Here is a 25,444-nt window from a genome sequence, read left to right as displayed (position 1 = left end):
GCGCTTGATCTCCTCGAGCTCTTCGCTCGTTGGACCGGTCCGTTCTCCCGCGTCGGATTGCGCCTGCCTGACCCACTTCCGCAACGTTTCCGGGCCGACATTGAGTTTGGGGGCCAGTTCGCGGCACACGGCCCACATCGACGGATAATCCTTCACACGATCAACCGTCATACGAACCGCTCGCTCACGAACCTCATCTGAGTATTTCTTGGGCATAACCGAATCCTTTCACTAGAAAGAAAGCGGCAGGAAATCAGGGACGGTTCAATGTCCCCCAGCTCCTGACGGAGATTCACCGTCTCGTCCGAACTCTGAAAAAGCTTGTCGCCGATATCTTCGCGTTCTTCGTCCGACCGGGAGCCTCGAACTGGCACGACCGAAGCCATCAACGGAAGGCGAGAGCATCTCTGCGGCAAAGCCTTGGACTTCCGAAATCTGACGCAATACGAAGCCCGCTCGCTCCTCAAAGCCGAAGGATTCCAACGCCAACTCCACCCCATATTTCGAAGAGTCACATTGATCAAAATGCACCCAGTTTCGGCGCCAGTCGGTTCAACCGGGCCAAGACGGCAGCCTATTGAGGCTGATTCCCCATGGAGTTCATCCGGAACATGATCGTGGCCGTTGTCTCCATTCGCAACCGTAAGGGATTCTCCACAAAACGGAAGTAGAATATTCCGGCACAAATGCCTACCGCGATTGCACCGACGAATACGACTGTCGGGGGAAGGCCGAACGGCATATGCGTGACCGCGGATGAGTAGACCATCAGGGCGAGGATGTGCACGAGGTAAATGGAATATGATGCATCGCCTATGCGACCACTGATGCGTGCGGCAATCCCCGTGGAAGGTCGCTCAAAAGCAATTACTGCAATGAAGATTGCTGCGCCAGGTACTCCCCACCAGAAGACGCGCTGGAGGCTTAACGTACCATCTACAATATTGGCAACCTCGGAGACGTCGCCGAATCCCATTACGGCTTGCACAACTAGGACAAGGCCACCGCTTAAACCGAGGGCAAGCCAACCTACTCGAGCGGTCTCTAGCGCGCGTCGCTTCCAGAGCGAATACGCACCGATCCCCAGCGCGAACTCAAGGAAGATCGGATTCGTGACCCATTGGAGCAGGAAAATATCGTCCGGCAGCACAACGCCCAGCCCGACGAGCGCGACGATCCCCAGGGACAGCCATTCGATCTTATCGCCGAGTCGTAGAAGCACCATCAGGGCAACGAGCAGGTAAAACGTGAACTCGAACGAGAGGGTCCAGCCGACATCCAGGGGAGGCATTGTGAAGGTTGAGGTGTCGAACCAGGGGATAAACAGAAATAGGTTAGCGATGGAAATCGGGTTGATCGAAGCACGTTGAGCAATCGTGATTGCAATAAGAATGAAACTGATGATGATGTATGGCGGCGCAATTCGTAGCCATCGCATCACCAAGAAGTTTCGGGATGCTCGCGGACCATTACGGTTCGCCACCGAATTCGCCATCACAAATCCGCTAATGACGAAGAACAGGTCAACCCCGATCGCACCGAAGTTCTCTAAATGCAACCATTGGTTCATAAAGAATCTTTCACCGTGCATGCTAGCTAGGTCAACGGAATGGGCGATAAGCACAAGAACTGCCGCGTACCCGCGCATGCTCTGAATGCTGGTCAGTCGCTTTGTCTTCTCACGCTTAGCCCTGAAAGGCATGATTTTTTCCCCCGTAGTCATACTCGGATTATGCCACTCCAATGTTTCGTCACAGCTTCCGAACCCATTGGCTCGACCCCTAGGGCTGGCCCCGCTGACGGGCCTGGCGTCGATGTCGATGTCAGCGCTCTTTGAAAAGTAGGCCAGTTTCGCTCCTCGAAAGTAGACCACCCACCACGATTGGATGTGTGATTACAGTGCCGGATTGGGCAGAGATTCGGCACCTTCACGTCAGTGAGGGCATGTCGGTGCGGGCGATTGCAAAGCAGCTGGGCTTGTCACGGGTGACGGTCACCCGTGCGGTTCATTCGGCCGGGCCTCCGCAGTATCGTCGAGATCCGGGACCGTCAGCTTTCGACGATTTCGAAGCCGACGCACGGCGCCTGTTGACAACGACGCCATCGATGCCAGCGACGGTGGTGGCGGAGCGGGTGGGCTGGAGAGGGTACATCGTCGTAGTTTCGGAAGAAGATCACGCACCTCAAGCCCGAGTTCGCGCCGAAGGACCCCGCAGACCGGATCACCTATCGGGCGGGGACCAGGCGCAGTGCGACTTGTGGTTCCCACCAGCAGATATTCCCTGGGGCGGCGGCCGGACCGGGTCACCGCCGGTGCTGGTGATCGTCGCGTCGTACTCACGGTTCATCACCGCGGTGATGTTGTCGTCACGGACGACGGAGGATCTGCTCGCAGGGATGTGGCTGTTGCTGTCGGAGCAGCTCCAGGCGGTCCCGCGCCGCTTGATCTGGGACAACGAGGCAGGGATCGGGCGGCGCAACAAACTCGCCGACGGTGTCGCTGCGTTCTGCGGCGCATTGGCGACGAAGATCGTGCAGTTGAAGCCCTACGACCCAGAATCCAAAGGAATCGTCGAGCGGGCCGACCAGTTCCTGGAAACGTCGTTCCTGCCGGGCCGCACGCAGCTCCGGCAGTGGCTGCCTACGGCCAACACCCGCACGGTCCGCGCCCTGCAGGCGCGACCCCTCGACCGGGTTGCCGAGGACCGGGCGGCGATGCTAGCCGTTCCGCCGCCCCCGCCGGTCGGATTCAGGGCGCAGATTCGATTGCCCCGGGACTACTACGTTCACGTGTTCGGCAACGACTATTCCGTCGATCCTGCCGCGATCGGGCGGATGGTTGACGTTCATGCCGATCTGACCCGAGTGACGGTGCGGCTGGGCGGGCAAATCGTCGCCACCCATCTGCACGCCATGGGGTCGGCTGCGACCATCACGGATCCGGAGCATGTGACTGCGGCGAAAGCGTTGCGGGTCCGGTTTCAGACACCGACTCCGGCCGAGGCCCCGGAGTCATTGGAGCGGGACCAGGCCGACTACGACACCGCGTTCGAGGTCAGTTTCGATCCCGATGCGGAGGTCGCTTGATGAGTTCGGACACGATCAAGCAGATTGATTTCCTCTCCCGCGCCCTCAAAGCACCACGCATCCGTGACGCTGCCGTTCGCCTGGCCGATCAAGCCCGCGAAGCGGGTTGGTCCCACGAGGACTACCTCGCCGCGGTCCTCGACCGTGAAGTCGCAGCCCGTGATGCGTCCTGAGTCCAGTTGCGCATCCGCGCGGCCGGGTTCCCGTCCCGGAAGACGCTCGACGACTTCGTCTTCGACCACCAGCCCTCATTGAAGCGGGACCAGATCATCCACCTCGGCGGTGGTCTCTTCCTTGAGCAGGCCCGCAACATCGTCCTGCTCGGGCCTCCCGGCACCGGCAAAACCCACCTCGCGATCGGATTAGGCATCAAAGCCGCCGACGCCGGCCACCGGGTGCTGTTCGGCACCGCCGTCGAATGGGTCGCTCGCCTTCAATACGCGCACGAACGTGGCCGGCTGGCGGAGGAGATCGTGCGTTTGCGCCGTTACGGATTACTCATCGTTGACGAAGTGGGCTACATCCCGTTCGAACAAGACGCCGCGAACCTGTTCTTCCAGCTCGTGTCATCGCGTTACGAACACGCCTCGCTCATCCTGACCAGCAACCTGCCCTTCGCCCGCTGGGGCGACGTCTTCGGCGATCAAGTCGCCGCCGCCGCCATGATCGACCGCATCGTCCACCACGCCGACGTCATCACACTCAGAGGCGCCAGCTACCGACTCAAAGACAGCGGCATCACCACCCTGCCTTCCGCCAGACCAGAGAACACCACAGAATAGACACACAACAGTGGCCTACTTTTCGAAGAGCGCCCAGGGACTACTTTTAAAAGAGCATCGACAGTCGAAATCGTGGAATTTAATTGGCTGCCAGGCTCGCGCCTGCTTCCGCTTCCGCTTCCGCTTCCGCTGACATCCAGAGAGAATGTCGCGATTCTCAGATGAAGTCCCCGGGCCCTACTCAACCAACGCAGAGCACGTAGCTCAATTTTTACCGTCGATACTGACTCAATTTTTGACCGTCGTTGACGTGCCAGAAACTGGTGTAAATGTAGATCTCGTCGCACGAAACGTGCAGAATGGCCCGTTATACCGCGGTTGTCGGCGTAGCGCCTTCAGGTGCCTGGATCCACGCCATCTCGTAGAACACTGTCGCCTAAGTTCGGCGCTGCACCGAAGCGATCACCAAGTAAATGGAATATCGCATTCGCGTATTTCTACGTGGCCCCAGGCTCCGCGCGCGCCGGTAGTTTAAAGAGATCCCAAGGCGTGGCGGGTTTGAGACGCATTGGCGCCCGGCGCGATCGTGATGCTTCGAAGTGCCGCAAATGGGAAGACAACCTTGCGGCAGGCGACCAATGATCCGCTCGCGGACGCGCGGATACTCGGATCGCTGGCATTATGCTACGCCTGCACCAGCATGCGGGCTTCCTTTTCATCGGCATAGGCATCGTGTTTCACCGCCGAAAGCGTCTTCAGGACTTCCCTGACGAGAGACTCCCGCAGGTCAAGGTTAGGGTCGTCAAGACTCACTTGCATTACGTCGTGAAGTATCGACTCAGCGTGTGCAGCCCTATAGGAGACGTCTTGAATTCTTGCCTCAAGGTGGTAGTTCTCCACAAGGGCGTCAAGCCGTTCCGTTTCCTCAAGATCAGCCTCTTCACGATCAGAAGGCGACGGGAAGCCCTGGCCAATCCACTCTAGAAGCCGCTCCTCGTCGAACCCAATGCTGAAACCATTTTGTCGACCGTACATCCTCCAGAGCGTCAAGCTCTGGTCGGAGCGAGAAAAGCTCGTGATGAAAGTACGGTCTTCCCGGTACTGATCGGGCGTGTTTGGATCGACGTAGGACTTCTCAAGCAGGGCGATGGTGGCACTTATGGTGCTGCGCTCGTTCTCGCTGGCATCGAGAGCATGCTCTTTCAGAAGCGACACCAGCACGGCGCTTGCGAAGGTAACCTCCGCGGGGTCATTGAGAAAGTTGGTCTCGGTGGCCCATAGCTCGCGGTTCTGGACAATCCCGATCAGTCCCTGCGCATTCGTGTAATGAAACAGCGTTGGCTCGATTTCTGGGATCGGTATCGCAACGCCAAGATCCATGGTCAGCCCTCTCTCAGTGCTCTCTCAGTGCTCTCTCATCATCGCGCGCTGTCAGACAGGCGCTGCCGTGTTAGGTGCAGGCCGACAGCAATCACCTGTGAAGTGAGGCCGTCGTGCGTCTCGACCACCGTCCGAGTTTCGAGCGCCTGGTGAAGGCGCGGCCTGCTCCGTTCGGGCAGGGCGAGCCAGACCTCCTCGACGGTGTGGCACAGCGTGATCGACCCCGTAGCGCTGGTCACCGACCACCCGGCGGCGAGCGCCGCAATGCGGGGCGCACCGGGCAGCCCGGCACAGACGGCGGTCACCGTCTGTGCCACCAACATGCGCTTTCTTAGGGTGTGTTCGTCGCCCATCACCGCGTCGGGATGGACCGTCGTACCGCATGCTCCGCACACTGTGGGTTCCTAACTGGCCGGGTGGCCCGTGTTATTGCATCACATCGCCGGAGTTTGGCCCCAGGGTCTGCCCCACGTACAGGTTTCCTCCCGGCTCGCTCGCCAGCAACAGCGCTGTTGGGGCGACTTCGGCCGCGATGCCGAACCGCCCGAGGGGCAGCTCGGCGCGCTTGGCGATCTTCCATTCTTCGGAGATGCCCTGCACGAGCGGGGTTTCGATGGGGCCGGGAGCAATGCTGTTGACAAGCACATTGTCGCCCGCGACCTCGAGTGCCAGCGATTTCGTGAAGGCAACGACCCCGGCCTTGGCAGCCGCGTAGTGGCTCAGGCCGGTACCACCCTTGATGGCGAGCTGGGAGGCGATGTTGATGATGCGGCCCCATTTCTGTTGGCGCATCTCCCCCACTACCTCCCGGCAGCACAGGAACACCCCGGTGAGGTCGACCGCGAGGGTCTCGTTCCACATCTCGAGGGTCATATCTTGCATCGGCGACTCAGTGAGCAGACCCGCGCTGTTGACCAGGATGTCGATGGTGCCCAGGCGTTCCCGTGCCAGCACGAACGCCGCCCGCACGCCGTCTTCCTGCGCGACGTCGACGCCGATTGCTGATTCGTCGGTACCCGCGCGGTCGAAGACGACCACGCGGTCGCCGTTGGCGATGAACGCGTCAGCAATGGCCCGGCCGATTCCGCTGCTGCCGCCGGTCACGACGACTCCGCGCCCGGTGTGATTCATTTTCAGGCCCTCATTTTCACGGTGAGTCCACCGTCGACGATCAGGGACTGTCCGGTGACATAACCGGCATCTGCCGAGGTGAGAAACGCGATGACGCTCGCCACCTCGGCCGGCGTACCGACACGGCCCCACGGAATGTCCTTGCCAGCCTGGGCGAGACCGTCGGGGCCGAGCGAATTTACCGGGTCGAGTGACTGCGGGGTCTCAATGAGCCCGGGAATTACAGCATTGGCGCGAATTCCCTGTGGTCCCAGTTCCACGGCGACACTACGGATCAGGCCGAGCACGCCGGCTTTCGCCGCTGCATAGTGCGCGTGGCCTTGCCACCCGTAGACTCCACCGGCGATGGACGAGGTCGCTACCATCGCACCGCCCTCGGTCATGCGATCGGCCGCAGCTCGCAGCGTGCGCAGCACGCCGGTGAGGTCGACGTCGAGCATGTCGGTCCAGCGAGCATCCGTCATCTCCGTGAGGGACGAATTACGCAGGATGCCCGCATTCGCGATGGCATAGTCGAGCCGTCCATACTCGTCGACGGCGCGCTGCGCGAAGGCATCGACGGATACCGTACTGCGCACGTCGACCTCGTGCACGACTGCTTCACCGCCGGCGGCTTGCACCAGCCGCAGCGTTTCTTGCGGATCATGCGGGTCTCCCGAGAAGGTGCCAATGATGCTGCGCACTCCCTGACCGGCGTAGTGTACTGCTAGCGCCCGACCGATTCCGCTCGCAGCTCCGGTGATGATGGCAACGCGGGGCTCAGGCACGCTGGGCTTTCAGCTCGTTTTCCGACTCGATGGCGAGCGGAGCTTCTGCCATGGGCTTGGCGGCGATCATGAGCACACCCGAGATGAGGGTGCCGAGGGCGCCAACCCAGAGCGCGGCGGTTCCCGTGTTGGCTCCGGCAGCGACGGCGGTGAAGAGCGCGCCGCCGATGACGATTCCCGGCTGGCTCATCGCGCCGATGAACGCCGTGCCGGTGGCGCGGCAGCTCACCGGGTAGCACTCCGCCATGAAGTACTGAATAGCCGCGTACGGGCCAACGAGAAAGAAGAGGCCGGCGCCGAAGCTGGCGACGATGGTCACGGGGCTGTTAGCGAGGGGGCTCAACATGATGGTGAAGGCGACCGATGCGAGAATCCAGCCGCTGATGATGGTGCGCTTGCGGCCGATCTTGTCGCCGAGCCACCCGTGAAAGACGTAGCCGAAGTAGGCCAGGGCGTTGATGACGATGAGCATCCAGAAGGCGTCGGAGAGTTCGACGCCCTTGGCGTTCTTGAGCACGGAGCTTCCCAAAATGCTGAAGATCATGATGCCCATGAAGTTGAAGATCCAGGCGAGCGAGAACACGATGGTGTTGCGTCGCAGGTGCGGCTGCCAGATGAGTTTGAGCGGCGTGGTCGAGGAGTGCTCGACGCCATACGACCCGGCGAGCAGGTGAGCCTCTTCGGTGCGCCCGGCCTTCTCGAGGCGGGTGAGTTCACTATGCAGTTCGAACTGAGGAGTTTCTTTGAGCTTGCGCGCGATGGCCCACACGATGAGCGCGGCGGGGATGGTGGCCATCAGATATAGGGCGCGCCAGCCGAAGGTCGGAAGAAAGGCCAGGGCGAGCGCACTGGCGAGCAGAAAGCCGAGCGGCCAGCCGCCCTGAATGAAGGAGTAGCTCAGGCCAGGGCGCTTGCGCTTCTTCTCGTCTTCGGTGACCTGGTAAACCTCGTTCATGTAGGTCGCGTTGACGGCCTGCTCGGAGAACCCGAGACCGCCAAAGGATCGCACGATCACGAGCAAGCCACTGCTGAGGAAGGCCATTCCGGTGGGGATGATGGCGGTGAGACCGGAGACGATGGCCGTACCACCGACGGTGACCATCATGCCCTTGCGGCGTCCGAGGCGGTCGATGACCGGGCCGACGCCGAAGCACACGATCGCGGTGCCCACGGCGATCCAGGTGTTGATCGCGTAGGCTTCCGGCGCTGTCCACCCGAAGGATTCCTGCATGGCGGGAAGGAGGGTGCCGAACAGGCCGTAGTCGAAGACGGCAACGGTCCAGGCCAACAGCGCCAGAATCGTGGCGGTGCGGGTCTGCTTCACGGTGAAGGCGGGAAAACGACGTTTCTCATTGACGGTCGCCGCCGTGAGATCGAGGGTGGGGGATTTCAGTTTCATGCGGAGGGAACCTTTCGGGGGGAACGGGTGAGGAACGAATCTGCAATCTGGTCGAAGGTGTTCCAGCTGACGCCTTCGTGGGAGTTGAAATGCTCGATGAGACGCTCAAGCATGAGGAGCACTTGCGGTCGTCCAGAGACGTCGGGGTGGATGGTCATGGTGAAGACGGCTTGATCCATTTCGCGGTAGACCCAGTCGAACTGGTCCTTCCACATCTGTTCGATATCGCGCGGGTTCACGAAGCCGTGTGAGTTGGGGGCGGCCTTGATGAACATCATCGGCGGCAGGTCGTCGAGGTACCAGTTGGCGGGGATCTCGACGAGATCGGTCTCGATGCCGCGCACGAGCGGCTCCATCCAGGTCTGGGCGTCCTTGGCGTAGTCGATCTTCTTCCAGCTGTCACCAACGCGCACGTAGTACGGCTCGAAGTCCTTGTGCATGAGCGAGTGGTCATATTTAATTCCGCGTTCGAGCAGAATTTCATTGGTCACCGAGGAGAACTCCCACCACGGGGCAACATAGCCCGTGGGCCGACGGCCCGATACGTTCTCGATCAGTTCGATGGAGCGGTCAAGGATGGCCGTTTCCTGCTCACGGGTCATGGCGATCGGGTTCTCGTGGGAGTACCCGTGCACACCAATCTCGTGGCCCGCAGAGACGATCATTCGGGTCAGCTCGGGGAACGTCTCGATGGAGTGCCCCGGAACGAACCAGGTGGCGGGCAGGTCGTACTTGTCGAACAGGCGAATAAGTCTCGGCCCACCGACCTCGCCGCTGAACATGCCGCGGGAAATATCGCACGGGGAGTCTTCACCGCCGTAGGAGCCGAGCATTCCGGCGACGGCGTCGACGTCCACTCCAAATGCGATTTGAATATCTTTCTTCATGAATGTGCCTTTCGTGTGGAGTGAACGTACAGAGAATCGTAGGTTTTGTCTGGCGCTGGAGCGGCGCCGTGCACGGCGAAAGCTTGGGCAATGTCGTCGTGGTCGCGGCCGAGCAGCAGGAGCAGGCTCAGCAGAATCATCGACTGCGACGGCCGCAGGAGGCCAGACGGGATAGCCCCAGCCGCGACCAGGTCGCGCCCCCCGCCGGCACCATAAACCGGGATAACAGGGCCGGCGCTCACCCGTGTGCTTGTCACAACCACGGTTCCGTGAGCTGCGGCTTCGGCGACGGCGGAGCACAGGGCGGGGTTGGCATTGCCGCTGCCCGTCGCCTGCAGCACAATTCCGCCAGCCCCCGCAGCAACGGATGCCCGCAGCAAGACGCCGTCAGCCCCCGGGTAGGCAGAGATCACGTCGACTCGCAGGGCCTGGTCGCGCGGGAGGGCTGGGAGCGGAAGTGGCGGCATCCGCTCCTTCGAGCCGGTAATGACGACGTCACCGACGGCGGTCACGACACCCGCCGAGCCGAAATCGGGGTTGGTGAAGGCATCCAGGGCGAAGGTGTGCGCCTTACGCACGCCACGCGCCGCAAAGATTTCGCCGGCAAAGACGATGAGCGCTCCGAGGCCAGCCGCGTCGGGCGACCCGGCCACCGCTATTGCAGCGGCCAGATTGGCGGGGCCGTCAGGATCGGCTGCGTCGGCGGATTTCTGGGCCCCGGTGAATACCACCGGGCTCAGATCGTCATGGGTGAGGTCGGCCAGATAGGCAGTCTCTTCCATGGTGTCGGTGCCGTGCGTGACGACGACGCCGCGCACGGTTGGATCGGCGAGGGCGATCTTGATCTGCGCGCAGATCGCGATCATGTCGTGGAGGGTCAGCAGGTACGATCCCTCACAGGCGACATCAATGACCCGCATCGGATAGGCAAGCGGGGCGTCGAGGGCGTCGAGAATCTGCGATCCAGCGTCGGCGGCGACGGCCGCACCACCTTCGGCCGGGAGGGCTCGCGACGAGATCGTTCCCCCGGTCGCCAGCAGCACCACGTGAGTGCCGGCACGATCTGTCATGTTTTCTCCGAGAGTCGGTACCCAATCGATTGGGTTATGAGTGAAAGATTATTTACCCAATGTTTCAGCCGACTGCACGCTTCGTTGCGGGTAAGTATCGTCTGCTACCCAATCGTTTGGGTAGCGAGGTGTTCAAACTATAGAATGGGATCAGCAGGCGCGTCAAGCTTCAGCTCGGGAATGGAAACTGGAGACAGCGACATGACAGACATCAGACCGGGGTCGGTCACCCTCAAAGACCTGGCCGCTGAACTCGGTCTGCATCCGTCGACGGTGTCTCGAATTCTGCACGGGGAATCCGACACGGCGCGGGGCGCCGCCGCACCGGCCACCGCCCAGCGCGTGCGGGATCTGGCCAAGAAGGTCGGGTACTCCCCCGATCCCCAGGCCGCGAGCCTGCGCACCCGGCGCACGCACCTTCTGGGCGTGATCGTTCCGCGGCTCTCCGACCTCGTTCTGGCCGTTATGTATGAGGGAATCGAGGAGGCGGCAGACGACGCCAACTACTCCACCTTCGTCATGAACTCCCGCGACGATACGGCGATGCAGCGGCGCAAGGTGGAGGTGATGCTGTCGCGGCGGGTGGACGGCCTGATCATCGGCGACGCGCACCTCGATGGAAACATTCTCGACGAGCTCACCGCACGCCAGGTGCCCTTCGTGCTCATGAACCGTGCGGTTGCCGGATTCACCTCGGCGACCTGCGACGACACCCTCGGCGGCGCACTGGTGGCCCAGCACCTGTGGGACCGAGGTCACCGAGTTGTCTCCGTCATCGCCGGTGAGAAATATGCCAGTACCGCGGTCGATCGAACCAGCGGTTTCGTCTCACGTTTTCGCGCTCTGGGCGGGGCGATTCCCGAGAGCGCGATTGTCTGGGCTCCCTTTGACACGATGGGCGGTCGCACCGCGGCCGACACCATTCTGCGCAACACAGATCGTCGACCGAGCGCGATCTTTGCGGTCAACGACTTCGCCGCCATCGGCGCCATGGGCGCGGCGAATTCTCTTGGTCTGGTGGTCGGCAGGGATTTGGCGATTGTGGGATTCAACGACACGTCGCTGGCTGCGCAACTGCCCATCGCGCTATCGTCGGTGAGGTCACCGATGCTCGACATTGGCCGGGAGGCAGTGAAACTGCTCCTCGGCGTACTCAATGCCGACCGGGTGGAGTCGGTTCGACTCGCCCCCACCCTGTGTGTGCGCGCCAGCAGCAATTTTGAGCGGACTGCGACGTAGGGACGGCCGCTCGCATTCCTGGGCGCTTCACCGGTGCTCGCGGCGGGTCGGCATCCGCTGGGGCTGGTCGTTCTGATCGGTAAACTGAGATCGGCTGGCAGCGACGCCTCGTGAGGGCAACGATCGGCTTTACCTGGGGGTTCAATGGTGTCTGCAGCAATTTCGAGCTCGCGATTGGCCGGGGGCGCGCTGGTCGCGGGCCGACGTCGGAGGGTCGCGTAGCGGCACCCGCGTGCCGCGCCCAGGTCGCTGCACGGCCGCTATTGCCCACCGGTATGCTCGGGGGATATGAGATCACGGTTTCCGCGCAAGGTCTTTGAGGCGGGCGACGAACCCGATCCGCGCTTCAGCCTCGCCAACGAGCGCACTTTTCTGGCCTGGATTCGAACGTCCCTCGCGCTGCTGCTCGCCGGCGTTGCGCTGGAAGCGCTGGATGCCCCGATTCAGGCCGAGATTCGCCTCGCCTCCGCGCTCATCTTCATCGCCCTCGGTCTGGTGTCGATCGTGCACGCCTGGTGGTCGTGGGCCGCAACCGAGCGGTCCATGCGGCTGATGCAGCCGCTGCCCGGCCTTGCCGTCGGAGCCATCATCACCAGTGGCGCGGCCATCGCCATCGTCGGCATCATCGTCGGGAGCCTGCTGGTGTGAGCGGGATGCGAATTTTCGAGTCGGGGCTTCAGCCGGAGCGCACGCTTCTAGCGTGGCGACGCACCTGCCTCGTGCTCGCGCTGGGAGTCGCCGTCTCGATTCGATTCGGTGCCGTCACCGACCCGCTGCTGGCACTGCTGATCGGCGTGCCCGCTCTCGCGCTCGTCGGCGCTGCCTATGCGCTCACCTCGATTCGCTACCACCGGGCCACACGGGCCCTGGTGGACAACCCGACCGCGGCCATCAGCGGGGGCAAGGCCGTGGCCGCGGTGACGCTCACCGCCCTACTCATCGGGCTCGCTGCGCTCGTCTTCGTCGTCTCCCAGTCGGCGGTGCTGGCGGGCTGGGGCTAGATATCGACGAACTCGTGCGTCGCCCCTACTCGGATGCGGGGAGGACCGCCACCACGTCGATCTCGACCAGAATGTTGGCCAACTGGGAGCCGACCGTGGTGCGCACCGGGAACGGCGCGGTGAAGAACTCCTTGTAGGCCTCGTTGAACTCGGCGAAGTCCTCGTTGAGGTGCTGCAGGTGCGCGGTGACCTTGACGGAGTCGTCGAGGGTGAGTCCGCGCTCGGCGAGCACAGCAGAGATGTTGCGCAGCACCTGGCGGGTCTGCTCACCGACCGTGGCTGCCTTCTCGCCGGTCTCGGGGTTCTGCGGGCCAAAACCGGCACTGTAGAAGAACCCGTTGGCTACGATGCCCTGGCTGTAGGGGCCAGCCGGCTGGGGAGCGTTGGCGGTTCTGATGGCGATTTTCGTCATGGTGTTCCTTTCGTGGTGGGCGCGCGCCACGACAGCGGCGCGACACCCGTGATCATCCGAGCTCGCGAGAAATGAGCTCGGCAGTCTGTTGCATCAAGGGCAGGTGAGTTTTGAGTTGGGGCAGGTTTTGCACCATGCGGATAGCGGTCACCGACAAGGCACCGACGACACCCATCGACGAGTGGATGGGGACGGCAACACAGTTGACGAAGTCCTCGAACTCCCGGTCGTCGGCCGCCCACCGCTGCTTCTTGACGATCTCGAGCTCGCGGTCGAGCGCGTCTCGAGAGGTGATGGTGTGCTCGGTGAATTTCTCCCAGGTCGACCCGGCCAGTACCGCGTTGCGGCCGCCCTCGTCGAGATCGGCCAGGATGGCCTTGCCGACGCCGCTGCAGTAGGGCAGCACGGCTTTGCCGATGCGCGAATACATGCGCACACCGTTGGGATCTTCGACCTTGTCGACGTAAACGATGCTGCTCTCCATGAGCGCGGCCAGGTGCACGGTATTGCCGACCACCTTGTGCAGGCGACGGATATGGTCGTGCGCTGCCTCTCTCAGGTCCAGGTTGTCGAACGCCAGTTTGGAGAGCGAGATGAGGTGCAGGCCCAGGGTGTACTGGCCCGACTTGCGTCGGTGCACGTAGCCCACCTCTTCGAGTGATTGCAGCTCGCGGAACATGGTGGAGCGGTGCAGCTCGAACATTTGCGACAGCTCCACGACCGTCTTCGGCCCCTCCGCGATGGAGTCGATGATGAGCGCGGCGCGACGAACGCTTTTCGACATGTGACTACTTTCTCGTCTGAGGACCGAACCGGTTGATGCAAATACTGCAACACTGCGACGTTATCGCCCTATCGGGACCCGTCGTAATCCCCGACCGGCCAATTCGGAGGTGAGCTGGCCGTCGCGCAGCACCGGCCGGCCGGCGACGAAGACATCGTCGATGCCGGTGGCCAGCGCGAACGGCGCTTCGTAGGTGGCATGATCGGCCACCGCGGCCCCGTCGACGACAATGATGTCGGCGATCTGCCCGGGTGCCAACCGCCCGCGCTCACCGAGTTCGAAGGTGTCGACCGGCCGGGTGGCGAGGTGCGCCACGGCCGCGGGCCAGGTGTAGAAGCCGTGTTCACGCACGAATTCGCGCAGGTAGCGGGCGAAGGTTCCGTGGGCCCGCGGATGCGGGTGCACGCCGACGAAGATGCCGTCCGACCCGCCGACGTGCCGCTCGTGCGAGAGGATGCGCCCCAGCTCCTCGACCGGACGGGCGTAGCGCACAGCCATGATGGCGTTCACTTCAAGCCGCGAGGCCAGGAGCAGGTCGAGCGCGAAGTCGATCGTGTCGACGCCTGCCCGCGCGGCTCCCTCAGCGATCGTGAGGCCGTGCGCCCAGGCGTATTCGGGCGCCCGGATGTGGCCGAGGGTAATCATGGTGGGCCAGTCCGGCCCGAGACTCGGCTTCTGGTCGATCTGCGGGAACCACTCCCGGCGGAGCGCCTCGCGCGCTTCGGGCCGGGCCAGCTCGAGCAGAATCTCGTGCACCGGGCGAATCGCCAATTCCGGCGGCAACAGCGGCATGGCCAGCAGCGTGCATCCGCGGGTATAGGGGTACGCGTCAAAAGTGGTGTCGATGCCGGCGCCCCGCAACCGATCCAGCAGGGGAAGGAGCGTGTCGGCTTCGGCGTGAAAGTGCGAGATGTGGGTGCGCACCCCCGAGTGCCGGCTAATCGCGGCGATCTCGTCGACTCCGGCGGCCGAATTGGCCTCATAGCCGCCGCGCATATGGGTGACATACACCGCGCCGACGGCCGCGACCGGCTCGCACAGGGCAGCCAGTTCGGCGGTGTCCGAGTAGATCCCCGGCACGTAGTCGAGCCCGCTCGACAGGCCGATAGCGCCGTCACGCAGCCCCTCGGTGACGAGGTCGCGCATGCGGCCCAGCTGCTCCGGGGTGGCGGGCTCGGTACTGCGCGCCATCACCTCGTGCCGCACGGTTCCTGCCGGCACGAGGTAGGCCACGTTCAGCCGGGTGGTGTGATCGTAGGTGGCGAGCAGGTGGGCAACGCGCGGGCCCCGATAGGTCGGGTGCTCGCCGTTAATCGCGGCGAAGTACTCCGACGCGTAGGCGCCGTCTCCGGGCGCGTAGGAGATGCCGTCCTGGCCGCCGATGATGGTCGTCACGCCCTGGCGCAGCAGCGCGAGCTGCACCGCTGGATCGAAGACCTTGCCGTCGCCGTGCGAGTGAGCGTCGACGAAACCGGGCAGCAGGAGCCGGCCGGTGCAGTCCACATCCATGTCTCCGGGCTCGGCCGGGACCTCGCCGACGGCTTCGATGCGGTCGCCGCGCATCGCGAGGTCGCCGCGGTACGGCTCCGTCGCGCTGACGTCGACGATCGTGCCGTTACGCAGCACCAGTCGGGTCATGTCAGGGCTCCAGTCGTTTGCCGGTCTCGGGGTCAAACAGGTGAACGGCGTCGCTGGCGAAGGTGATGCGGCATCCGCTATTGGTCGTGAACTGCTCTTCACCGGCGATGCGGGCGTAGTGCAGGCCGCGGCTGGCACCGACCCCCACGTCGACGGTGGCACCGACCGGCCCGGTCTTGACGCCCACGATGGTTTCGGCACCGAGGTGTTCCACCACAAGGGTGTGCGCCTCGATCGAGAGCAGGTCGCCGCTTGGCGAATCGAGCCCGATCTTCTCGGCCCGCACCCCCAGCGACACCGTCTGCAACCCCAGCGCCACAACGGATGCCGCCCAGCCGGCGGAATTTAGCACCGGCACATCGCCGACATAGAGCAGTCCGTCGCGCACCGTCGCCGCGAAGATGTTCATCGGCGGGGAGCCGATGAACCGGGCGACGAATTCGTTGGCGGGAGCGCTGTAGATCTCGGCGGGGGTGCCGTATTGCTGCACGACGCCCTCGTTCATGACGATGATACGGGTGCCCATGGTCATCGCCTCGACCTGGTCGTGGGTGACGTAGACGAAGGTTTTCTGCACGCGCGCGTGCAGGGCCGAAATTTCGGCGCGCATCTGCATGCGCAGTTTGGCGTCGAGGTTCGACAGTGGTTCGTCGAACAGGTAGATCGCGGGTTCGCGAATGATCGAGCGGGCAACGGCCACCCGCTGACGCTGGCCGCCGGAGAGTGCTTTCGGGCGGCGTTCGAGGTAGTCGGTGAGTTCGAGCATCTCGGCGGTGCGCTCGATCTTGGCCTTGATGTCGGGGCGCTTCAGTAGCCGTGACCGCATCAACGCGCCCCAGAACGGCAGGTGGTGCCACCAGCGAAAGTTGTCCATGATGAGCGGAAACGCGATGTTGGCCCGCACGGTCATGTGCGGGTACAGCGCGTAAGACTGGAACACGAACGCGATATTGCGCTGCTTCGGGGTGAGGGCGTTCACAACGTCGTCGCCGAATTTCAGGGTGCCGGAGCTGATGTCGGTGAGCCCGGCGACCATGCGCAGCATGGTGGATTTGCCGCAGCCCGACGGGCCGAGCAGAACCAGGAATTCCTTGTCGTCGACCGTGGCGCTGAAGTCGCTGATGACGGTGTTGGCGCCATAGCTCTTGGACAGGGCGTCAAATGTGAGCGATGCCATCGGGGTCAGCCTTTCACAGAGCCGGCGGTGAGACCGGCGACGATCTTGCGTTGCATTAGAAGGAAAAAGATGGCTGCGGGAATCGTGAAGACGATCGCCCCGCTGAAGACCATGTCGAGCGGCGTGGTGAATTCGCCGATGAAGGAGGCGAGCCCGGTGGAGGCGACCCAATTCGCGGTGTCGTGAATGAAGGTGGTCGCGAACAGGTATTCATTCCAGCCGTCGAAGAAGGTGATGACGGCTGCCGCCGCGAGGGAGGGCGCGATCAGCGGGATGAACATGACCTGCAGAATCGTGAGGGCGTTGCAGCCGTCGACCCGCGCAGATTCTTCGATCTCGTAGGGCACCGTGTCCATCGCCGATTTCAGCAGGAACACCGCGACCGGCATGGCGAAGGCCGTGTTCACGAGCACGAGCCCGTAGAGCTCGTTGAGCAGCCCGAGGGTCATGAACATGGAATAGAGGGGAACGATGAGCAGGGCTTCGGGCAGCATCTGGGTGGCGAAGAAGCCGAAGGTCATCAGGCCCTTTCCGACGAACTTGTAGCGGGAGAGCGCGTAGGCGGCCAGGCAGGCCAGCAGCAGACTCAGCAGTGTGGTTCCCCCGGCCACCAGGGCGGAGTTGCCGAGCCAGCGCAAAAAGGGCGAGTCGCTCACGAGCACCTGGAAGATGTTCAGCGTGCGGCTGAAGTCGGGGATTATGCGCTGGTTGTTGGAGTAGAGATCGCCGACCGGCGTCATGGCCGTGTTGATCATCCAGAACACGGGGAAGCCCGCGAGGATGACGAGCACGAGGGCGAGCAGACTGCGCACCCCGATGCTGAGATTGCGCCTGCCGATCATGATTTGATCCCGTTCGCTTTGGTCGCGCGTTGTTCGACGAAGAAGTAGACGACGGTGACGATGAGCGAGAGCAGCAGCCCCAGCACGCCGGCCGCCGCGGCCAGTCCCAGGTTTCCGTTATTGAAGGCCTGGCGGTACACGTTAATGACGATCGTCGTCGTCGCGTCAACCGGGCCTCCTCCGGTGAGCAGCCAGATGATCTCAAAGCGACGGAACGACCAGATCGTCATGAGCAGGGCGACGACGCGCATGGTGGGCGCAATCTGCGGCAGGACGATCTGTTTGAAGGTGGTGAAGGCATCCGCCCCGTCGACCCGGGTGGCTTCGTAGAGTTCCTCGGGAACGGACTGCAGGGCAGCAAGCACGATGAGCATGACGAAGGGTGCGAGCTTCCAGACCGTGGCGATGACCACGGCGAGCATGCCGTAATTGGGGTCGATGAGCCAGCCGACCTGGCCGAGGCCAAGCCCCTGGGTGACGTCGCCGGCGATGCCGTTGGTGTCGTTGTAAATCCAGCGAAAGACCAGCGCGAGGGCAACGGTCGGCACAGCCCAGGGCAGCACCATGATGGTGCGGGCGATCGCGCGGCCGGGCAGAAATCCGTTGATGACGAGCGCAGAGGCCGTGCCGAGGACGAGGCAGCCGATCACGGTCGCCGCCGTGTAGATGAGCGTCGTGTAGACGCTCTTCATGAAGGCACCGCTCGTGATGAGAGCGGTGTAGTTGTCGAAGCCCACGTAGGCACTGGCCGAGGGGTTGAGCAGTTTGCTGTTGGTGAAGCTGAGGTTCACCCCGGTCAGCAGCGGGAACGCCGTGAAGAAGAGCAGGTAGAGCACGGCGAGGCCGATGAAGATGTAGGGCGCCGAGCGTACGCGTTTCTTGGTATGAGCGGGCCGCGCCTGGGGCATTACGGAGACCATGCGACTCCTCGAAAAGTCGGGTGGAGAGCGGCCCTGCACGGGTGCGGCGGCTAAAAGCCACCACACCCGAGCAGGCTGTGGCGGGTCTTACTGGGTGAGGGCTTCAGCCTGTTTCTGGGCTTCGCCGAGCGCTTCCTCGGCGGAAATGCCCTCGGTGAGCACGCGTTCGATCTGCGTGAGAACGATCGTGCGAATGGCCGAGGTGTCAGCCTCGAATCCGGCGATGATGACGCTGCTGGCGTCGTTGACCTGCTCGTGGAACGCGGCAACCCAGGGGTTGGCGCCCAGCAGTTCGTCGGAGGCGGCAACCTCGGTAGCGATGGCCGACGGGAAGAGCGTATCGGCGAGGCCCTGCTGGGCGTCGTCGGTGAGCATCCACTTGATAAAGTCTTTGGCCGCTTCCTTGTTCTTGGAGTTGGCGTTGACACCGATGGAGAAGCCCGCGTAGGCCGAGCCGCCCTCGGGGAAGGGCAGCACGGCGGAACCGATCTTGTCGGCCGGAACCGCGTCGCCGACCAGGGTCATGACGGCCGAGGAGTTGTCGATGGCCATTCCCAGTTCGCCGGCTGCGAAAGCCGAGCGGTAGGTGGAGGCGTCCTGGCCCTTGCCGAAGCCCGGGGAGTCGTAGACCGACTTGAAGGCCTCGACCGCTTCGATGTTCTCGTCGGAGTCGATGGTGAGCTTCTCACCGTCTGACCACTCACCGCCGTAGCCGAATTCCCAGTTGGACTGGTCGGTCCACCACGGGGTTTCCTCGTTCATCTGGTGGCGAACCGAGAAGCCGGTCTTGCCGGTGGTTTCGGTGATCGTGGCCGCAGCGGTGATCAGTTCGTCGACGGTGGTGGGCGCTTCGACACCGGCAGCGGCGAGGATGTCGGTGTTCCAGAACAGGGAGTAGGGAACGACCTCCCAGACCAGGCCGAGCTGGCTGCCATCGACGACGTAGTTGTCGTTAATGCTGCGGAGGGCCGTGGGGTTCGCTTCGCTGACGACATCGTCGAGCGGTTCGAGCAGGCCGGCATCGGCCAGCTGGGGAAAGTAGGCGTCGGGGATGACGAACACGTCGGGGCCGGCGCCGGCGCCGAACTGCGTGCTGAGCGTCTTCTCGTAGTCGGCGCGAGCGATCTCGACCTTTTCGAGAGTCACGTCGGGGTTCTCGGCCGTGTAGCCGTTGATCGTGTCGAACAGAGCGTCACCGCGGGTGGGCTCCAGAAACTGCCAGGTGGCCACGGATAACGTGCCAGCGGCCGCGGCAGTGTCGGCGGCTTCATCGCCACCGCCCGCACAGCCCGAGAGTGCGAGTGCGGCGACCGCTATGACGGCGACCGGGACTGTCTTAAGAACTTTCACGTTTCCTCCTAGTGCAAATGACGCTTGTGCATATGTTGCAACGCATGTTGCAGATGATGTGAATTCAGTATTGTGCAGCCCGAAGTCGGGCGGAAGAGCGGCATGTTGCGGGTTTGTAACATTTGCACGCTATTGTGCGTATATTGCACACTATTTAGAAGTAGGTGCGAACCAGACCCACCACGAGGTCGGACTCCCAGTTCTGCACGACGGGGATACAGCGCCACTTGTCGAACGCGGTGCACGGGTGGGACAAGCCGAGCGTCACGACCGAGCCGATCGCGAGCTCCTGCGCCGGGGCCAGCCGCAGAAAACTGTGCTGGTCATTCATCGCGCTGACCGAGGCCCCGGTCAGCGGCGTTGCGGCCGCGCCGAGGTCGATCGCGCGGGTCTGGGGAATGGGAAGCCCCTCATCGTAGGGAAAGTCGCGCTTGCCAGCGTCGAGCAGGGCGAGCTGCGGTTCCGGGCGCGACAGCACCCGGGCGAGGCCGCGCATGGCCGGTCGCAGCACGTGCGCCGGGTCGGCGTCGCCCAGCCGCGACGCGTCGAGCGGGGAGATTCCCCGATAGAAGCCGTCATCGTGGGTGAGATAGGCACCGGAGCGCAGCACATAGCGAGTGTTCGGCACGGGGTTGTCGATGGGGCTGAAGACTTCATCGACGAGGTCAAAGTAGGCGCTGCCGCCGGCCGTGAGAATGACCTCCTGGTCGTCATATTCATCGGCCAGGCTCGTGTGCAGTTCGAGCATTGCTTCGAGATAGTCGCGCACCGCGGCGAGTCCCTGCTCGTTGCGGTCATGGGCAAGACAGCCCTCGTAACCCGCAACGCCGGCCAGACGCAGCACCGACGACCGACGGATGCGTTCAGCCACGCCCCGCGCGTCGGCCAGCGTGCGCGCCCCCGTGCGTCCGCCGTCGGCGCCAAGCTCAACGCAGACATTGATTGGTCGTGCGAGTTCGACGCCGTCGAGCGCGCGCTCCATGACCTCGACGGTGTCGACGGAGTCTGCCCAGCAGCTGAACGAGAAGCTCGGGTCGGCGAGCTGGGCGGCCACGAAACGCAAGGCGCGGGCATCCGTCAGCGCGTTGGCGAGCATGATCGATTCGAAGCCGAAGTCGCGGGCCACGCGCACCTGGCCGGCCGTGGCGAGGGTGATGCCGAAGGAGCCGGTGTCGATCTGGCGCTGCCAGAGGTCGGGTGCCATGGTGGTCTTGCCGTGGGGCATGAGCGAGAAGCCGTGGCGCGCAGTCCAATCGGCCATGACGCCGAGGTTGTGGGCGAGGGCGTCGTCGCTGAGCACGAGGAGCGGGGTCCAGAACTCGGACAGCTTCGGGCGTGTGGCCAGGAACTGTTCTACGGTGAGGCCGGCCGCGCGAGCCGGGAGGCCCTTGTCGCGGGACGATAGCTGGTTGTTGTCTACTCTGATTTCTGCACCGTACCGATCGAATTGTTGCATGTCGTGCACATGCAGTTGCAATTTCTGTTATCGATTATCTAATCAGAAGCGTCGCCGACTTGCGAGCATGTTGCAGCATTTGCAACAGTGTTGCAATATATGCTCAGATAGTCAACTATGGAGCCATGAGCCAGACTGTGATCACCATTGGCGAGACCATGGTGCTCGTCACGCCCGTTGAGGCCGAGCCGTTGGAGACCGCGAGCGCGTTTCGCCTCGATGTCGGCGGTGCCGAGTCGAACGTGGCGTCACACCTGTGCAATCTGGGCACCCCCACCGCGTGGGTGAGCCAGCTCGGCGACGACGCCCTCGGGCGGCGGGTCGAACGGCTGCTGCGTGAACGCCAGGTCGACACCGGCTGGGTGCGCCGGGTCGCGTCAGCGCCCACGGGCGCGTATTTCAAGGATCCCGGTAACGGCGTGCAATACTTTCGCGCCGGCTCTGCGGCGTCACTCATGAATGCTGTGACTGTCGCTGAGGTTCCCCTCGAAAGCGCTCGGCTCGTGCACCTGTCCGGCATTACCGAGGCACTGTCGGCGAGCTGTGCCGAGCTGGTTGCGGCCGTCATCGCTCGGGTTGCCGCCGCGCCCACGCTGCTGAGCTTCGACGTGAACTATCGCGGCGCCCTGTGGAGCGTGACCGATGCTGCTCCGGCCCTCGCACACTCAGCCGGCGGCGCCGACATTGTTTTCGTCGGCCTCGACGAAGCTCACACCCTCTGGGACACGCGCACTCCCGAGGACGTTCGGGCGAAGTTGGCCCACGTGCCGTACTTAGTCGTGAAAGACGGTGACGTCGGCGCGACCGAGTACTCCCTTGCGGGAACCGTGTTCGTTCCGGCTACTCCGACGGCCGTCGTCGAGGCGGTCGGTGCCGGTGACGCCTTCGCCGCCGGATACCTGCACGCCTTCTTACAGGGCCGGGGCAGCGCCGAGCGCCTGCAGGCCGGGCATGACCGTGCCGTGCTGGTACTGCAATCGACGAGTGACTTTCTGCACATCCACTGACCGCTTTTGAGAGGCACACATGACCGCACTATCGAATGAATCGCTCAGCCCCCTGCTCGACGGCCAGCCGCTGATGGCCATTCTGCGCGGCTTCGGCGTTGAGCGCAGCCTGGAGCTGGCCCGCCAGGCCTGGGATCTCGGCATCGACTGCGTCGAGCTGCCGATTCAGTTTAGCCGCGACATCGACGCGCTTCGCGCCGTGGTGGCGGCCGGGGCAGACCGCGGCAAATCGGTCGGGGCCGGAACCGTCGTGACGCTCGAACACGTGCGCCAGGCCCACGAAGCTGGGGCTGCCTTCACGGTGAGCCCCGGCTATGACCCGGTTATCGTGCGTGCCTCGTTCGATGCCGGCATGCCGCCCCTGCCGGGCGTGGCCACCGCTTCGGAGGTGCAGGCCGCCCTCGCGTCTGGCCTGACCTGGCTCAAGGCTTTTCCGGCCAGCCTGCTCGGGCCGACCTGGTTCACCGCCATGGCCGGTCCGTTTCCGCAAGCCAAATTCGTAGCGACCGGCGGCATGGACGCCTCGAACGCTTCACTCTTTCTCGCCAACGGCGTGCGCACCGTGGCCGTGGGCTCGGCCCTCGGCGACCCAGCCCAGCTGGAGCTGCTCGCGGCCATCGCCCATGCTTGATTACCTGACGGCCAAGCTCGCCTACGAGGTAGACGTGCTCGATGCCGCCGCCGGGCTGGACTCGGGAGAATACGTTCTCGTGGACACGCGCATGGAGGCATCGTGGGACCACGGGCATGCCCTGGGCGCAATTCGCCTGCGGGGTGACATTCCGGCCGGGCGCACCGTGGTCGTGTACGGCTGGGGTCCGGGCTGTAACGGTGCCACCCGCGCGGCCGTTGCGCTCATCGCGCGGGGGTATTCGGTGCGGGAAATGATCGGTGGGTTCGAGTACTGGTACCGCTCAGGGCTCGCCGTCGAAACCGTCGCCGGCATCGTGCATCCGCCGGTTCACCCGCTGGTCGGGGCCTCGGGCGCGTCGCTTTAATTTTCGGGCTCGGAAGTGACGAACGCCGGCGGGAGGGGCCGCTCCGAGGTCAGCCCTCTGGCTGAGACCGGCTTTGCCGGGGCACCGCTCGGGTTTGCCGCACTACTGCTGATTCTGGCCGGGGCCGCGGTGGTCGCGAGCCGTCGCCGGAACGTTGCGTAGGGCATCCGCTTGTAGCAACTGACAAGGCGGCCGTCACCACGTTGTATCAACGGGTGGCGGCCGCCTTGTTGCGGGCTCGGCGGGGTTAGGCGGGCCGGGCTGCGCGCCAGTGCGTGATTTCGGCCAGCAGCTCGGCCCGGCGATCGTCGTCGATGAAGGCAGCACGCACGCCGTTGCGCGCGAGCACGGCGAGCTGGTCGACGGTGAGGTTGAAGGTGCGCGTGATCGCCGCAAACGTGTTGTCGAGGTAGCCGCCGAAGTAGGCCGGGTCGTCTGAATTGATCGTGACGAGCAAACCACGCTCCAGCATGGCCGGCAGCGGGTGATCGGCCAGCGTGTCCACGACACGCAGACGCACGTTGGAGAGCGGGCAGACCGTGAGCGGAATGGCATTCTGCACCAGGTAGTCCACGAGCAGCGGATCCTCCAGGCTGCGAATTCCATGGTCAACGCGCGATACCTGCAGCAGTTGCAGGGCCTGCCACACGTACTCGGGCGGGCCCTCCTCACCGGCGTGGGCAACACACTTGAGCCCGTGCGCGCGGGCCAGGTCGAAGACCTCGACGAAATCGATCGGCGGGTGCCCGACCTCCGCCGAGTCGAGCCCGATTCCGATAATGGGTGCGTTCATGGCGATCAGCTGGGTAAGAGTGTCGAGCGCGTCGGCGGCAGGCTGATCGCGCAGAAATGTGATGATGAGCGCCGACGACAGGCCGAACTGTGCCTGGCTGTCACGCAGTGCCCCCGCCACGCCGTTTACGCAGGCAGCGAGGGAAACACCGCGCACGGTGTGCGCCTGCGGGTCCAGAAAGATTTCGGCATGGCGCACGCCGGCTGCGCTCGCACGACGCAGGTAGGCGCGGGTGAGGTCGGCAAAGTCCTGCGCGGTTTGCAGCACGGCCATATTGGCATAGTAGAGCGTGAGAAAGGATTGCAGGTCAGTGAACTCGTATCGACTCTTCAGATCGGCGATGTCCCTGTAAGGCAGCGTCACCTTGTTGCGGGCAGCCAACTCGAAGATGAGTTCCGGCTCGAGGGTTCCCTCAATGTGTAGGTGAAGTTCAACGGATGGCAGATGGGTTGAGGGCATGAGCGGGGTGCTTTCACGTTGAGCGTACGGCTTGCGTTGACGGGTTTCGGTACTACTCAGGCGAGTATACGTTTGGCTCGCTGAACTGTTGCGGCGTCGGGAACGCGAGCAACACCCTGCCGGGGTCGCCGAATCGACGGCTCCGAACAGGCCGCGCGCGGGTGGCGCGGGGCTACTGGCCCGAGATCGTGAGGGTGGCGCGCGGGCGGGTGGCCTCGATGAGTTCGGCGTTCTTTCCGTCGACGGACTGGGCCCAGGCCAAAGCGGCCTCGGGGCTGCGTCCGTGGCGCTCGTGCCGGTCGACCAGGCGGCGGAGGCGCTCGTTGTCGCTGGTCTCACAGAACCAGGATTCGGCGAGCAGCGAGTCGATCTGCACCCACGGCTCGGTGTCGGCGAGCAGGTAGTTGCCCTCCACCATGACCACACGAGCGCTCGGCAGCACGGCGATCTCGGCCGCGATTCCCTCGTCGACGTTGCGATTAAAGCTCGGCGCATAGACCGTGTGGTCGTACTCGGTGAGGAGGCGACGGAGCAAGGCGACGAATCCCCAGCCGTCGAAGGTGTCGATCGCGCCCTTGCGATCGTGCCGGCCGAGGCGGTCGAGGGTGGAGTTGGCGAGGTGGAAACCGTCCATGGGGAGGTGCACGGCGACATCCGTGCTGCCGAGCAGATCGTTCACCGTCGCGGCGACCTGCATCGCGAGGGTGGTCTTGCCGGCGCCGGGGCTGCCGGCAATCCCGACCAGAATGCGCCCGTGCTCGGGCAGAAGCGCGATAACCCGGCGGGCGAGGTCGGTCAGTTGAGCGGATGCTGTGGGCTCGAGGCCGCGGTTCGACATGAGTTGACTATAGGGGGCGGCTTCAACACGCGTCAGCTGCTGGGCGGGGGCGCTGACGGGGGCTGTGGCGGGGGCGGCTGCTGCGGC

At 63.8% G+C, this 25,444-nt stretch carries 27 protein-coding genes and 1 pseudogene; 9 read left to right on the top strand and 19 right to left on the bottom strand.

Going from position 1 to position 25,444, the window contains the following annotated elements; all coding sequences use genetic code 11:
- The coding region (locus E3T29_RS05140; RefSeq protein WP_166792325.1) for a transposase at window positions 1-216 on the bottom strand (216 nt) is incomplete at its 3' end.
- Window positions 217-574: 358 nt separating this feature from the next.
- Window positions 575-1,723 (bottom strand): acyltransferase, encoded by a 1,149-nt coding sequence (locus tag E3T29_RS05135; RefSeq protein ID WP_134344501.1) that lies wholly within the window; start codon window positions 1,721-1,723, stop codon window positions 575-577.
- A 167-nt stretch (window positions 1,724-1,890) separates the two neighbouring features.
- On the opposite strand from E3T29_RS05135, the pseudogene E3T29_RS05130 reads away from it, so the two are divergent.
- The 3 genes and pseudogenes from E3T29_RS05130 to istB all read left to right on the top strand — a co-directional run bounded on the left by E3T29_RS05130 (window position 1,891) and on the right by istB (window position 3,869).
- A pseudogene (locus E3T29_RS05130) lies at window positions 1,891-3,087 on the top strand (transposase).
- On the top strand, window positions 3,087-3,260 hold the full coding sequence (locus E3T29_RS20650) for a hypothetical protein (RefSeq protein ID WP_370449119.1): 174 nt from the start codon (window positions 3,087-3,089) through the stop codon (window positions 3,258-3,260). The pseudogene E3T29_RS05130 and the gene E3T29_RS20650 overlap by 1 nt, the downstream one beginning before the upstream one ends.
- Window positions 3,261-3,266: 6 nt before the next feature.
- Window positions 3,267-3,869: an IS21-like element helper ATPase IstB gene (gene istB / locus E3T29_RS05125; protein ID WP_370449118.1), complete on the top strand. Its 603-nt coding sequence runs from the start codon at window positions 3,267-3,269 to the stop codon at window positions 3,867-3,869.
- A 624-nt stretch (window positions 3,870-4,493) separates the two neighbouring features.
- On the opposite strand, the gene E3T29_RS05120 is transcribed toward istB, so the two are convergent.
- The 7 genes from E3T29_RS05120 to E3T29_RS05090 form a co-directional block, all read right to left on the bottom strand.
- The gene (locus E3T29_RS05120; protein WP_134344499.1) at window positions 4,494-5,189 is read right to left on the bottom strand and encodes a DUF2971 domain-containing protein; all 696 of its coding nucleotides are present in this window, start codon (window positions 5,187-5,189) and stop codon (window positions 4,494-4,496) included.
- Window positions 5,190-5,227: 38 nt separating this feature from the next.
- The gene (locus tag E3T29_RS05115; protein ID WP_134344497.1) at window positions 5,228-5,512 is read right to left on the bottom strand and encodes a hypothetical protein; all 285 of its coding nucleotides are present in this window, start codon (window positions 5,510-5,512) and stop codon (window positions 5,228-5,230) included.
- A gap of 103 nt (window positions 5,513-5,615) precedes the next feature.
- Window positions 5,616-6,320, bottom strand: a complete 705-nt coding sequence (locus E3T29_RS05110) for an SDR family NAD(P)-dependent oxidoreductase (RefSeq protein WP_134344495.1) — start codon at window positions 6,318-6,320, stop codon at window positions 5,616-5,618.
- A 2-nt stretch (window positions 6,321-6,322) separates the two neighbouring features.
- Complete coding sequence (locus tag E3T29_RS05105) at window positions 6,323-7,087, bottom strand: SDR family NAD(P)-dependent oxidoreductase (protein WP_134344493.1); 765 nt, start codon at window positions 7,085-7,087, stop codon at window positions 6,323-6,325.
- A complete protein-coding gene (locus tag E3T29_RS05100) occupies window positions 7,080-8,486 on the bottom strand; it encodes an MFS transporter (protein WP_134344491.1) in 1,407 nt (468 codons plus the stop codon). Before E3T29_RS05100 ends, E3T29_RS05105 begins: the two co-directional genes overlap by 8 nt.
- The gene (locus E3T29_RS05095) at window positions 8,483-9,373 is read right to left on the bottom strand and encodes a polysaccharide deacetylase (protein ID WP_134344489.1); all 891 of its coding nucleotides are present in this window, start codon (window positions 9,371-9,373) and stop codon (window positions 8,483-8,485) included. Before E3T29_RS05095 ends, E3T29_RS05100 begins: the two co-directional genes overlap by 4 nt.
- Window positions 9,370-10,443, bottom strand: a complete 1,074-nt coding sequence (locus E3T29_RS05090) for an asparaginase (RefSeq protein ID WP_241987652.1) — start codon at window positions 10,441-10,443, stop codon at window positions 9,370-9,372. The genes E3T29_RS05095 and E3T29_RS05090 overlap by 4 nt, the downstream gene beginning before the upstream one ends.
- Before the next feature lie 201 nt (window positions 10,444-10,644).
- Between E3T29_RS05090 and E3T29_RS05085 the strand changes: the two genes are divergently transcribed.
- The 3 genes from E3T29_RS05085 (at window position 10,645) to E3T29_RS05075 (ending at window position 12,683) form a co-directional block, all read left to right on the top strand.
- Entirely contained in the window at window positions 10,645-11,682 is a 1,038-nt protein-coding gene (locus tag E3T29_RS05085) for a LacI family DNA-binding transcriptional regulator (RefSeq protein ID WP_134344487.1), read from the top strand.
- Window positions 11,683-11,970: 288 nt separating this feature from the next.
- Window positions 11,971-12,330, top strand: coding sequence for a YidH family protein (locus E3T29_RS05080; protein WP_134344485.1), 360 nt, complete (start codon window positions 11,971-11,973; stop codon window positions 12,328-12,330).
- A 5-nt stretch (window positions 12,331-12,335) separates the two neighbouring features.
- Entirely contained in the window at window positions 12,336-12,683 is a 348-nt protein-coding gene (locus E3T29_RS05075) for a DUF202 domain-containing protein (RefSeq protein ID WP_104089052.1), read from the top strand.
- Window positions 12,684-12,708: 25 nt separating this feature from the next.
- Here E3T29_RS05075 and E3T29_RS05070 read toward each other — a convergent pair whose 3' ends face one another.
- The 8 genes from E3T29_RS05070 to E3T29_RS05035 all read right to left on the bottom strand — a co-directional run bounded on the left by E3T29_RS05070 (window position 12,709) and on the right by E3T29_RS05035 (window position 21,262).
- On the bottom strand, window positions 12,709-13,095 hold the full coding sequence (locus E3T29_RS05070; protein ID WP_104130454.1) for a RidA family protein: 387 nt from the start codon (window positions 13,093-13,095) through the stop codon (window positions 12,709-12,711).
- 52 nt (window positions 13,096-13,147) lie between these two features.
- Window positions 13,148-13,879: an IclR family transcriptional regulator gene (locus E3T29_RS05065; RefSeq protein WP_092340275.1), complete on the bottom strand. Its 732-nt coding sequence runs from the start codon at window positions 13,877-13,879 to the stop codon at window positions 13,148-13,150.
- 60 nt (window positions 13,880-13,939) lie between these two features.
- Entirely contained in the window at window positions 13,940-15,517 is a 1,578-nt protein-coding gene (locus E3T29_RS05060; protein WP_134344482.1) for an amidohydrolase family protein, read from the bottom strand.
- A 1-nt stretch (window position 15,518) separates the two neighbouring features.
- Entirely contained in the window at window positions 15,519-16,694 is a 1,176-nt protein-coding gene (locus E3T29_RS05055) for an ABC transporter ATP-binding protein (RefSeq protein WP_104130456.1), read from the bottom strand.
- A 5-nt stretch (window positions 16,695-16,699) separates the two neighbouring features.
- A complete protein-coding gene (locus E3T29_RS05050; RefSeq protein WP_092340278.1) occupies window positions 16,700-17,536 on the bottom strand; it encodes a carbohydrate ABC transporter permease in 837 nt (278 codons plus the stop codon).
- Window positions 17,533-18,456 (bottom strand): carbohydrate ABC transporter permease, encoded by a 924-nt coding sequence (locus E3T29_RS05045; protein WP_134344480.1) that lies wholly within the window; start codon window positions 18,454-18,456, stop codon window positions 17,533-17,535. The genes E3T29_RS05050 and E3T29_RS05045 overlap by 4 nt, the downstream gene beginning before the upstream one ends.
- 87 nt (window positions 18,457-18,543) lie before the next feature.
- Entirely contained in the window at window positions 18,544-19,806 is a 1,263-nt protein-coding gene (locus E3T29_RS05040) for a sugar ABC transporter substrate-binding protein (protein WP_166792324.1), read from the bottom strand.
- A 154-nt stretch (window positions 19,807-19,960) separates the two neighbouring features.
- Window positions 19,961-21,262 (bottom strand): alanine racemase, encoded by a 1,302-nt coding sequence (locus E3T29_RS05035; RefSeq protein ID WP_134344476.1) that lies wholly within the window; start codon window positions 21,260-21,262, stop codon window positions 19,961-19,963.
- Window positions 21,263-21,387: 125 nt separating this feature from the next.
- Between E3T29_RS05035 and E3T29_RS05030 the strand changes: the two genes are divergently transcribed.
- The 3 genes from E3T29_RS05030 to E3T29_RS05020 are packed head-to-tail and all read left to right on the top strand — an operon-like array spanning window position 21,388 to window position 23,267.
- Window positions 21,388-22,269 carry a sugar kinase gene (locus tag E3T29_RS05030; protein ID WP_134344475.1) on the top strand — a complete coding sequence of 294 codons (882 nt, stop codon included), beginning with the start codon at window positions 21,388-21,390 and terminating at the stop codon, window positions 22,267-22,269.
- A gap of 19 nt (window positions 22,270-22,288) precedes the next feature.
- Window positions 22,289-22,900, top strand: a complete 612-nt coding sequence (locus E3T29_RS05025; protein ID WP_134344473.1) for a bifunctional 4-hydroxy-2-oxoglutarate aldolase/2-dehydro-3-deoxy-phosphogluconate aldolase — start codon at window positions 22,289-22,291, stop codon at window positions 22,898-22,900.
- Window positions 22,893-23,267 (top strand): rhodanese-like domain-containing protein, encoded by a 375-nt coding sequence (locus E3T29_RS05020; protein WP_134344471.1) that lies wholly within the window; start codon window positions 22,893-22,895, stop codon window positions 23,265-23,267. Before E3T29_RS05025 ends, E3T29_RS05020 begins: the two co-directional genes overlap by 8 nt.
- A 247-nt stretch (window positions 23,268-23,514) precedes the next feature.
- Here E3T29_RS05020 and E3T29_RS05010 read toward each other — a convergent pair whose 3' ends face one another.
- Both E3T29_RS05010 and E3T29_RS05005 read right to left on the bottom strand, forming a co-directional pair.
- Window positions 23,515-24,519 (bottom strand): adenosine deaminase, encoded by a 1,005-nt coding sequence (locus E3T29_RS05010; protein ID WP_134344468.1) that lies wholly within the window; start codon window positions 24,517-24,519, stop codon window positions 23,515-23,517.
- Between the two features lie 172 nt (window positions 24,520-24,691).
- Window positions 24,692-25,357, bottom strand: coding sequence for a nucleoside/nucleotide kinase family protein (locus E3T29_RS05005; protein WP_134344466.1), 666 nt, complete (start codon window positions 25,355-25,357; stop codon window positions 24,692-24,694).
- Window positions 25,358-25,444: the final 87 nt, after the last annotated feature.

Origin of the sequence: Cryobacterium sp. TMT1-66-1 (assembly GCF_004403435.1) — a bacterium.
Lineage (GTDB): Bacteria > Actinomycetota > Actinomycetes > Actinomycetales > Microbacteriaceae > Cryobacterium > Cryobacterium flavum.
This window is presented reverse-complemented; position numbering and strand designations above follow the sequence as displayed.

What these genes read in the sequence shown, in the direction of transcription:
- E3T29_RS05030 (WP_134344475.1), top strand. Translation starts at nt 21,388, where the DNA reads ATGAGCCAGACTGTGATCACCATTGGCGAGACCATGGTGCTCGTCACG.
- E3T29_RS05090 (WP_241987652.1), bottom strand. Translation starts at nt 10,443, where the DNA reads ATGACAGATCGTGCCGGCACTCACGTGGTGCTGCTGGCGACCGGGGGA.
- E3T29_RS05010 (WP_134344468.1), bottom strand. Translation starts at nt 24,519, where the DNA reads ATGCCCTCAACCCATCTGCCATCCGTTGAACTTCACCTACACATTGAG.
- E3T29_RS05080 (WP_134344485.1), top strand. Translation starts at nt 11,971, where the DNA reads ATGAGATCACGGTTTCCGCGCAAGGTCTTTGAGGCGGGCGACGAACCC.
- E3T29_RS05025 (WP_134344473.1), top strand. Translation starts at nt 22,289, where the DNA reads ATGACCGCACTATCGAATGAATCGCTCAGCCCCCTGCTCGACGGCCAG.
- E3T29_RS05070 (WP_104130454.1), bottom strand. Translation starts at nt 13,095, where the DNA reads ATGACGAAAATCGCCATCAGAACCGCCAACGCTCCCCAGCCGGCTGGC.
- E3T29_RS05115 (WP_134344497.1), bottom strand. Translation starts at nt 5,512, where the DNA reads ATGTTGGTGGCACAGACGGTGACCGCCGTCTGTGCCGGGCTGCCCGGT.
- E3T29_RS05055 (WP_104130456.1), bottom strand. Translation starts at nt 16,694, where the DNA reads ATGGCATCGCTCACATTTGACGCCCTGTCCAAGAGCTATGGCGCCAAC.
- E3T29_RS05005 (WP_134344466.1), bottom strand. Translation starts at nt 25,357, where the DNA reads ATGTCGAACCGCGGCCTCGAGCCCACAGCATCCGCTCAACTGACCGAC.
- E3T29_RS20650 (WP_370449119.1), top strand. Translation starts at nt 3,087, where the DNA reads ATGAGTTCGGACACGATCAAGCAGATTGATTTCCTCTCCCGCGCCCTC.
- E3T29_RS05095 (WP_134344489.1), bottom strand. Translation starts at nt 9,373, where the DNA reads ATGAAGAAAGATATTCAAATCGCATTTGGAGTGGACGTCGACGCCGTC.
- E3T29_RS05110 (WP_134344495.1), bottom strand. Translation starts at nt 6,320, where the DNA reads ATGAATCACACCGGGCGCGGAGTCGTCGTGACCGGCGGCAGCAGCGGA.
- E3T29_RS05120 (WP_134344499.1), bottom strand. Translation starts at nt 5,189, where the DNA reads ATGGATCTTGGCGTTGCGATACCGATCCCAGAAATCGAGCCAACGCTG.
- E3T29_RS05060 (WP_134344482.1), bottom strand. Translation starts at nt 15,517, where the DNA reads ATGACCCGACTGGTGCTGCGTAACGGCACGATCGTCGACGTCAGCGCG.
- E3T29_RS05075 (WP_104089052.1), top strand. Translation starts at nt 12,336, where the DNA reads ATGCGAATTTTCGAGTCGGGGCTTCAGCCGGAGCGCACGCTTCTAGCG.
- E3T29_RS05020 (WP_134344471.1), top strand. Translation starts at nt 22,893, where the DNA reads ATGCTTGATTACCTGACGGCCAAGCTCGCCTACGAGGTAGACGTGCTC.
- E3T29_RS05065 (WP_092340275.1), bottom strand. Translation starts at nt 13,879, where the DNA reads ATGTCGAAAAGCGTTCGTCGCGCCGCGCTCATCATCGACTCCATCGCG.
- E3T29_RS05035 (WP_134344476.1), bottom strand. Translation starts at nt 21,262, where the DNA reads ATGCAACAATTCGATCGGTACGGTGCAGAAATCAGAGTAGACAACAAC.
- E3T29_RS05045 (WP_134344480.1), bottom strand. Translation starts at nt 18,456, where the DNA reads ATGGTCTCCGTAATGCCCCAGGCGCGGCCCGCTCATACCAAGAAACGC.
- E3T29_RS05050 (WP_092340278.1), bottom strand. Translation starts at nt 17,536, where the DNA reads ATGATCGGCAGGCGCAATCTCAGCATCGGGGTGCGCAGTCTGCTCGCC.
- E3T29_RS05100 (WP_134344491.1), bottom strand. Translation starts at nt 8,486, where the DNA reads ATGAAACTGAAATCCCCCACCCTCGATCTCACGGCGGCGACCGTCAAT.
- E3T29_RS05085 (WP_134344487.1), top strand. Translation starts at nt 10,645, where the DNA reads ATGACAGACATCAGACCGGGGTCGGTCACCCTCAAAGACCTGGCCGCT.
- E3T29_RS05135 (WP_134344501.1), bottom strand. Translation starts at nt 1,723, where the DNA reads ATGACTACGGGGGAAAAAATCATGCCTTTCAGGGCTAAGCGTGAGAAG.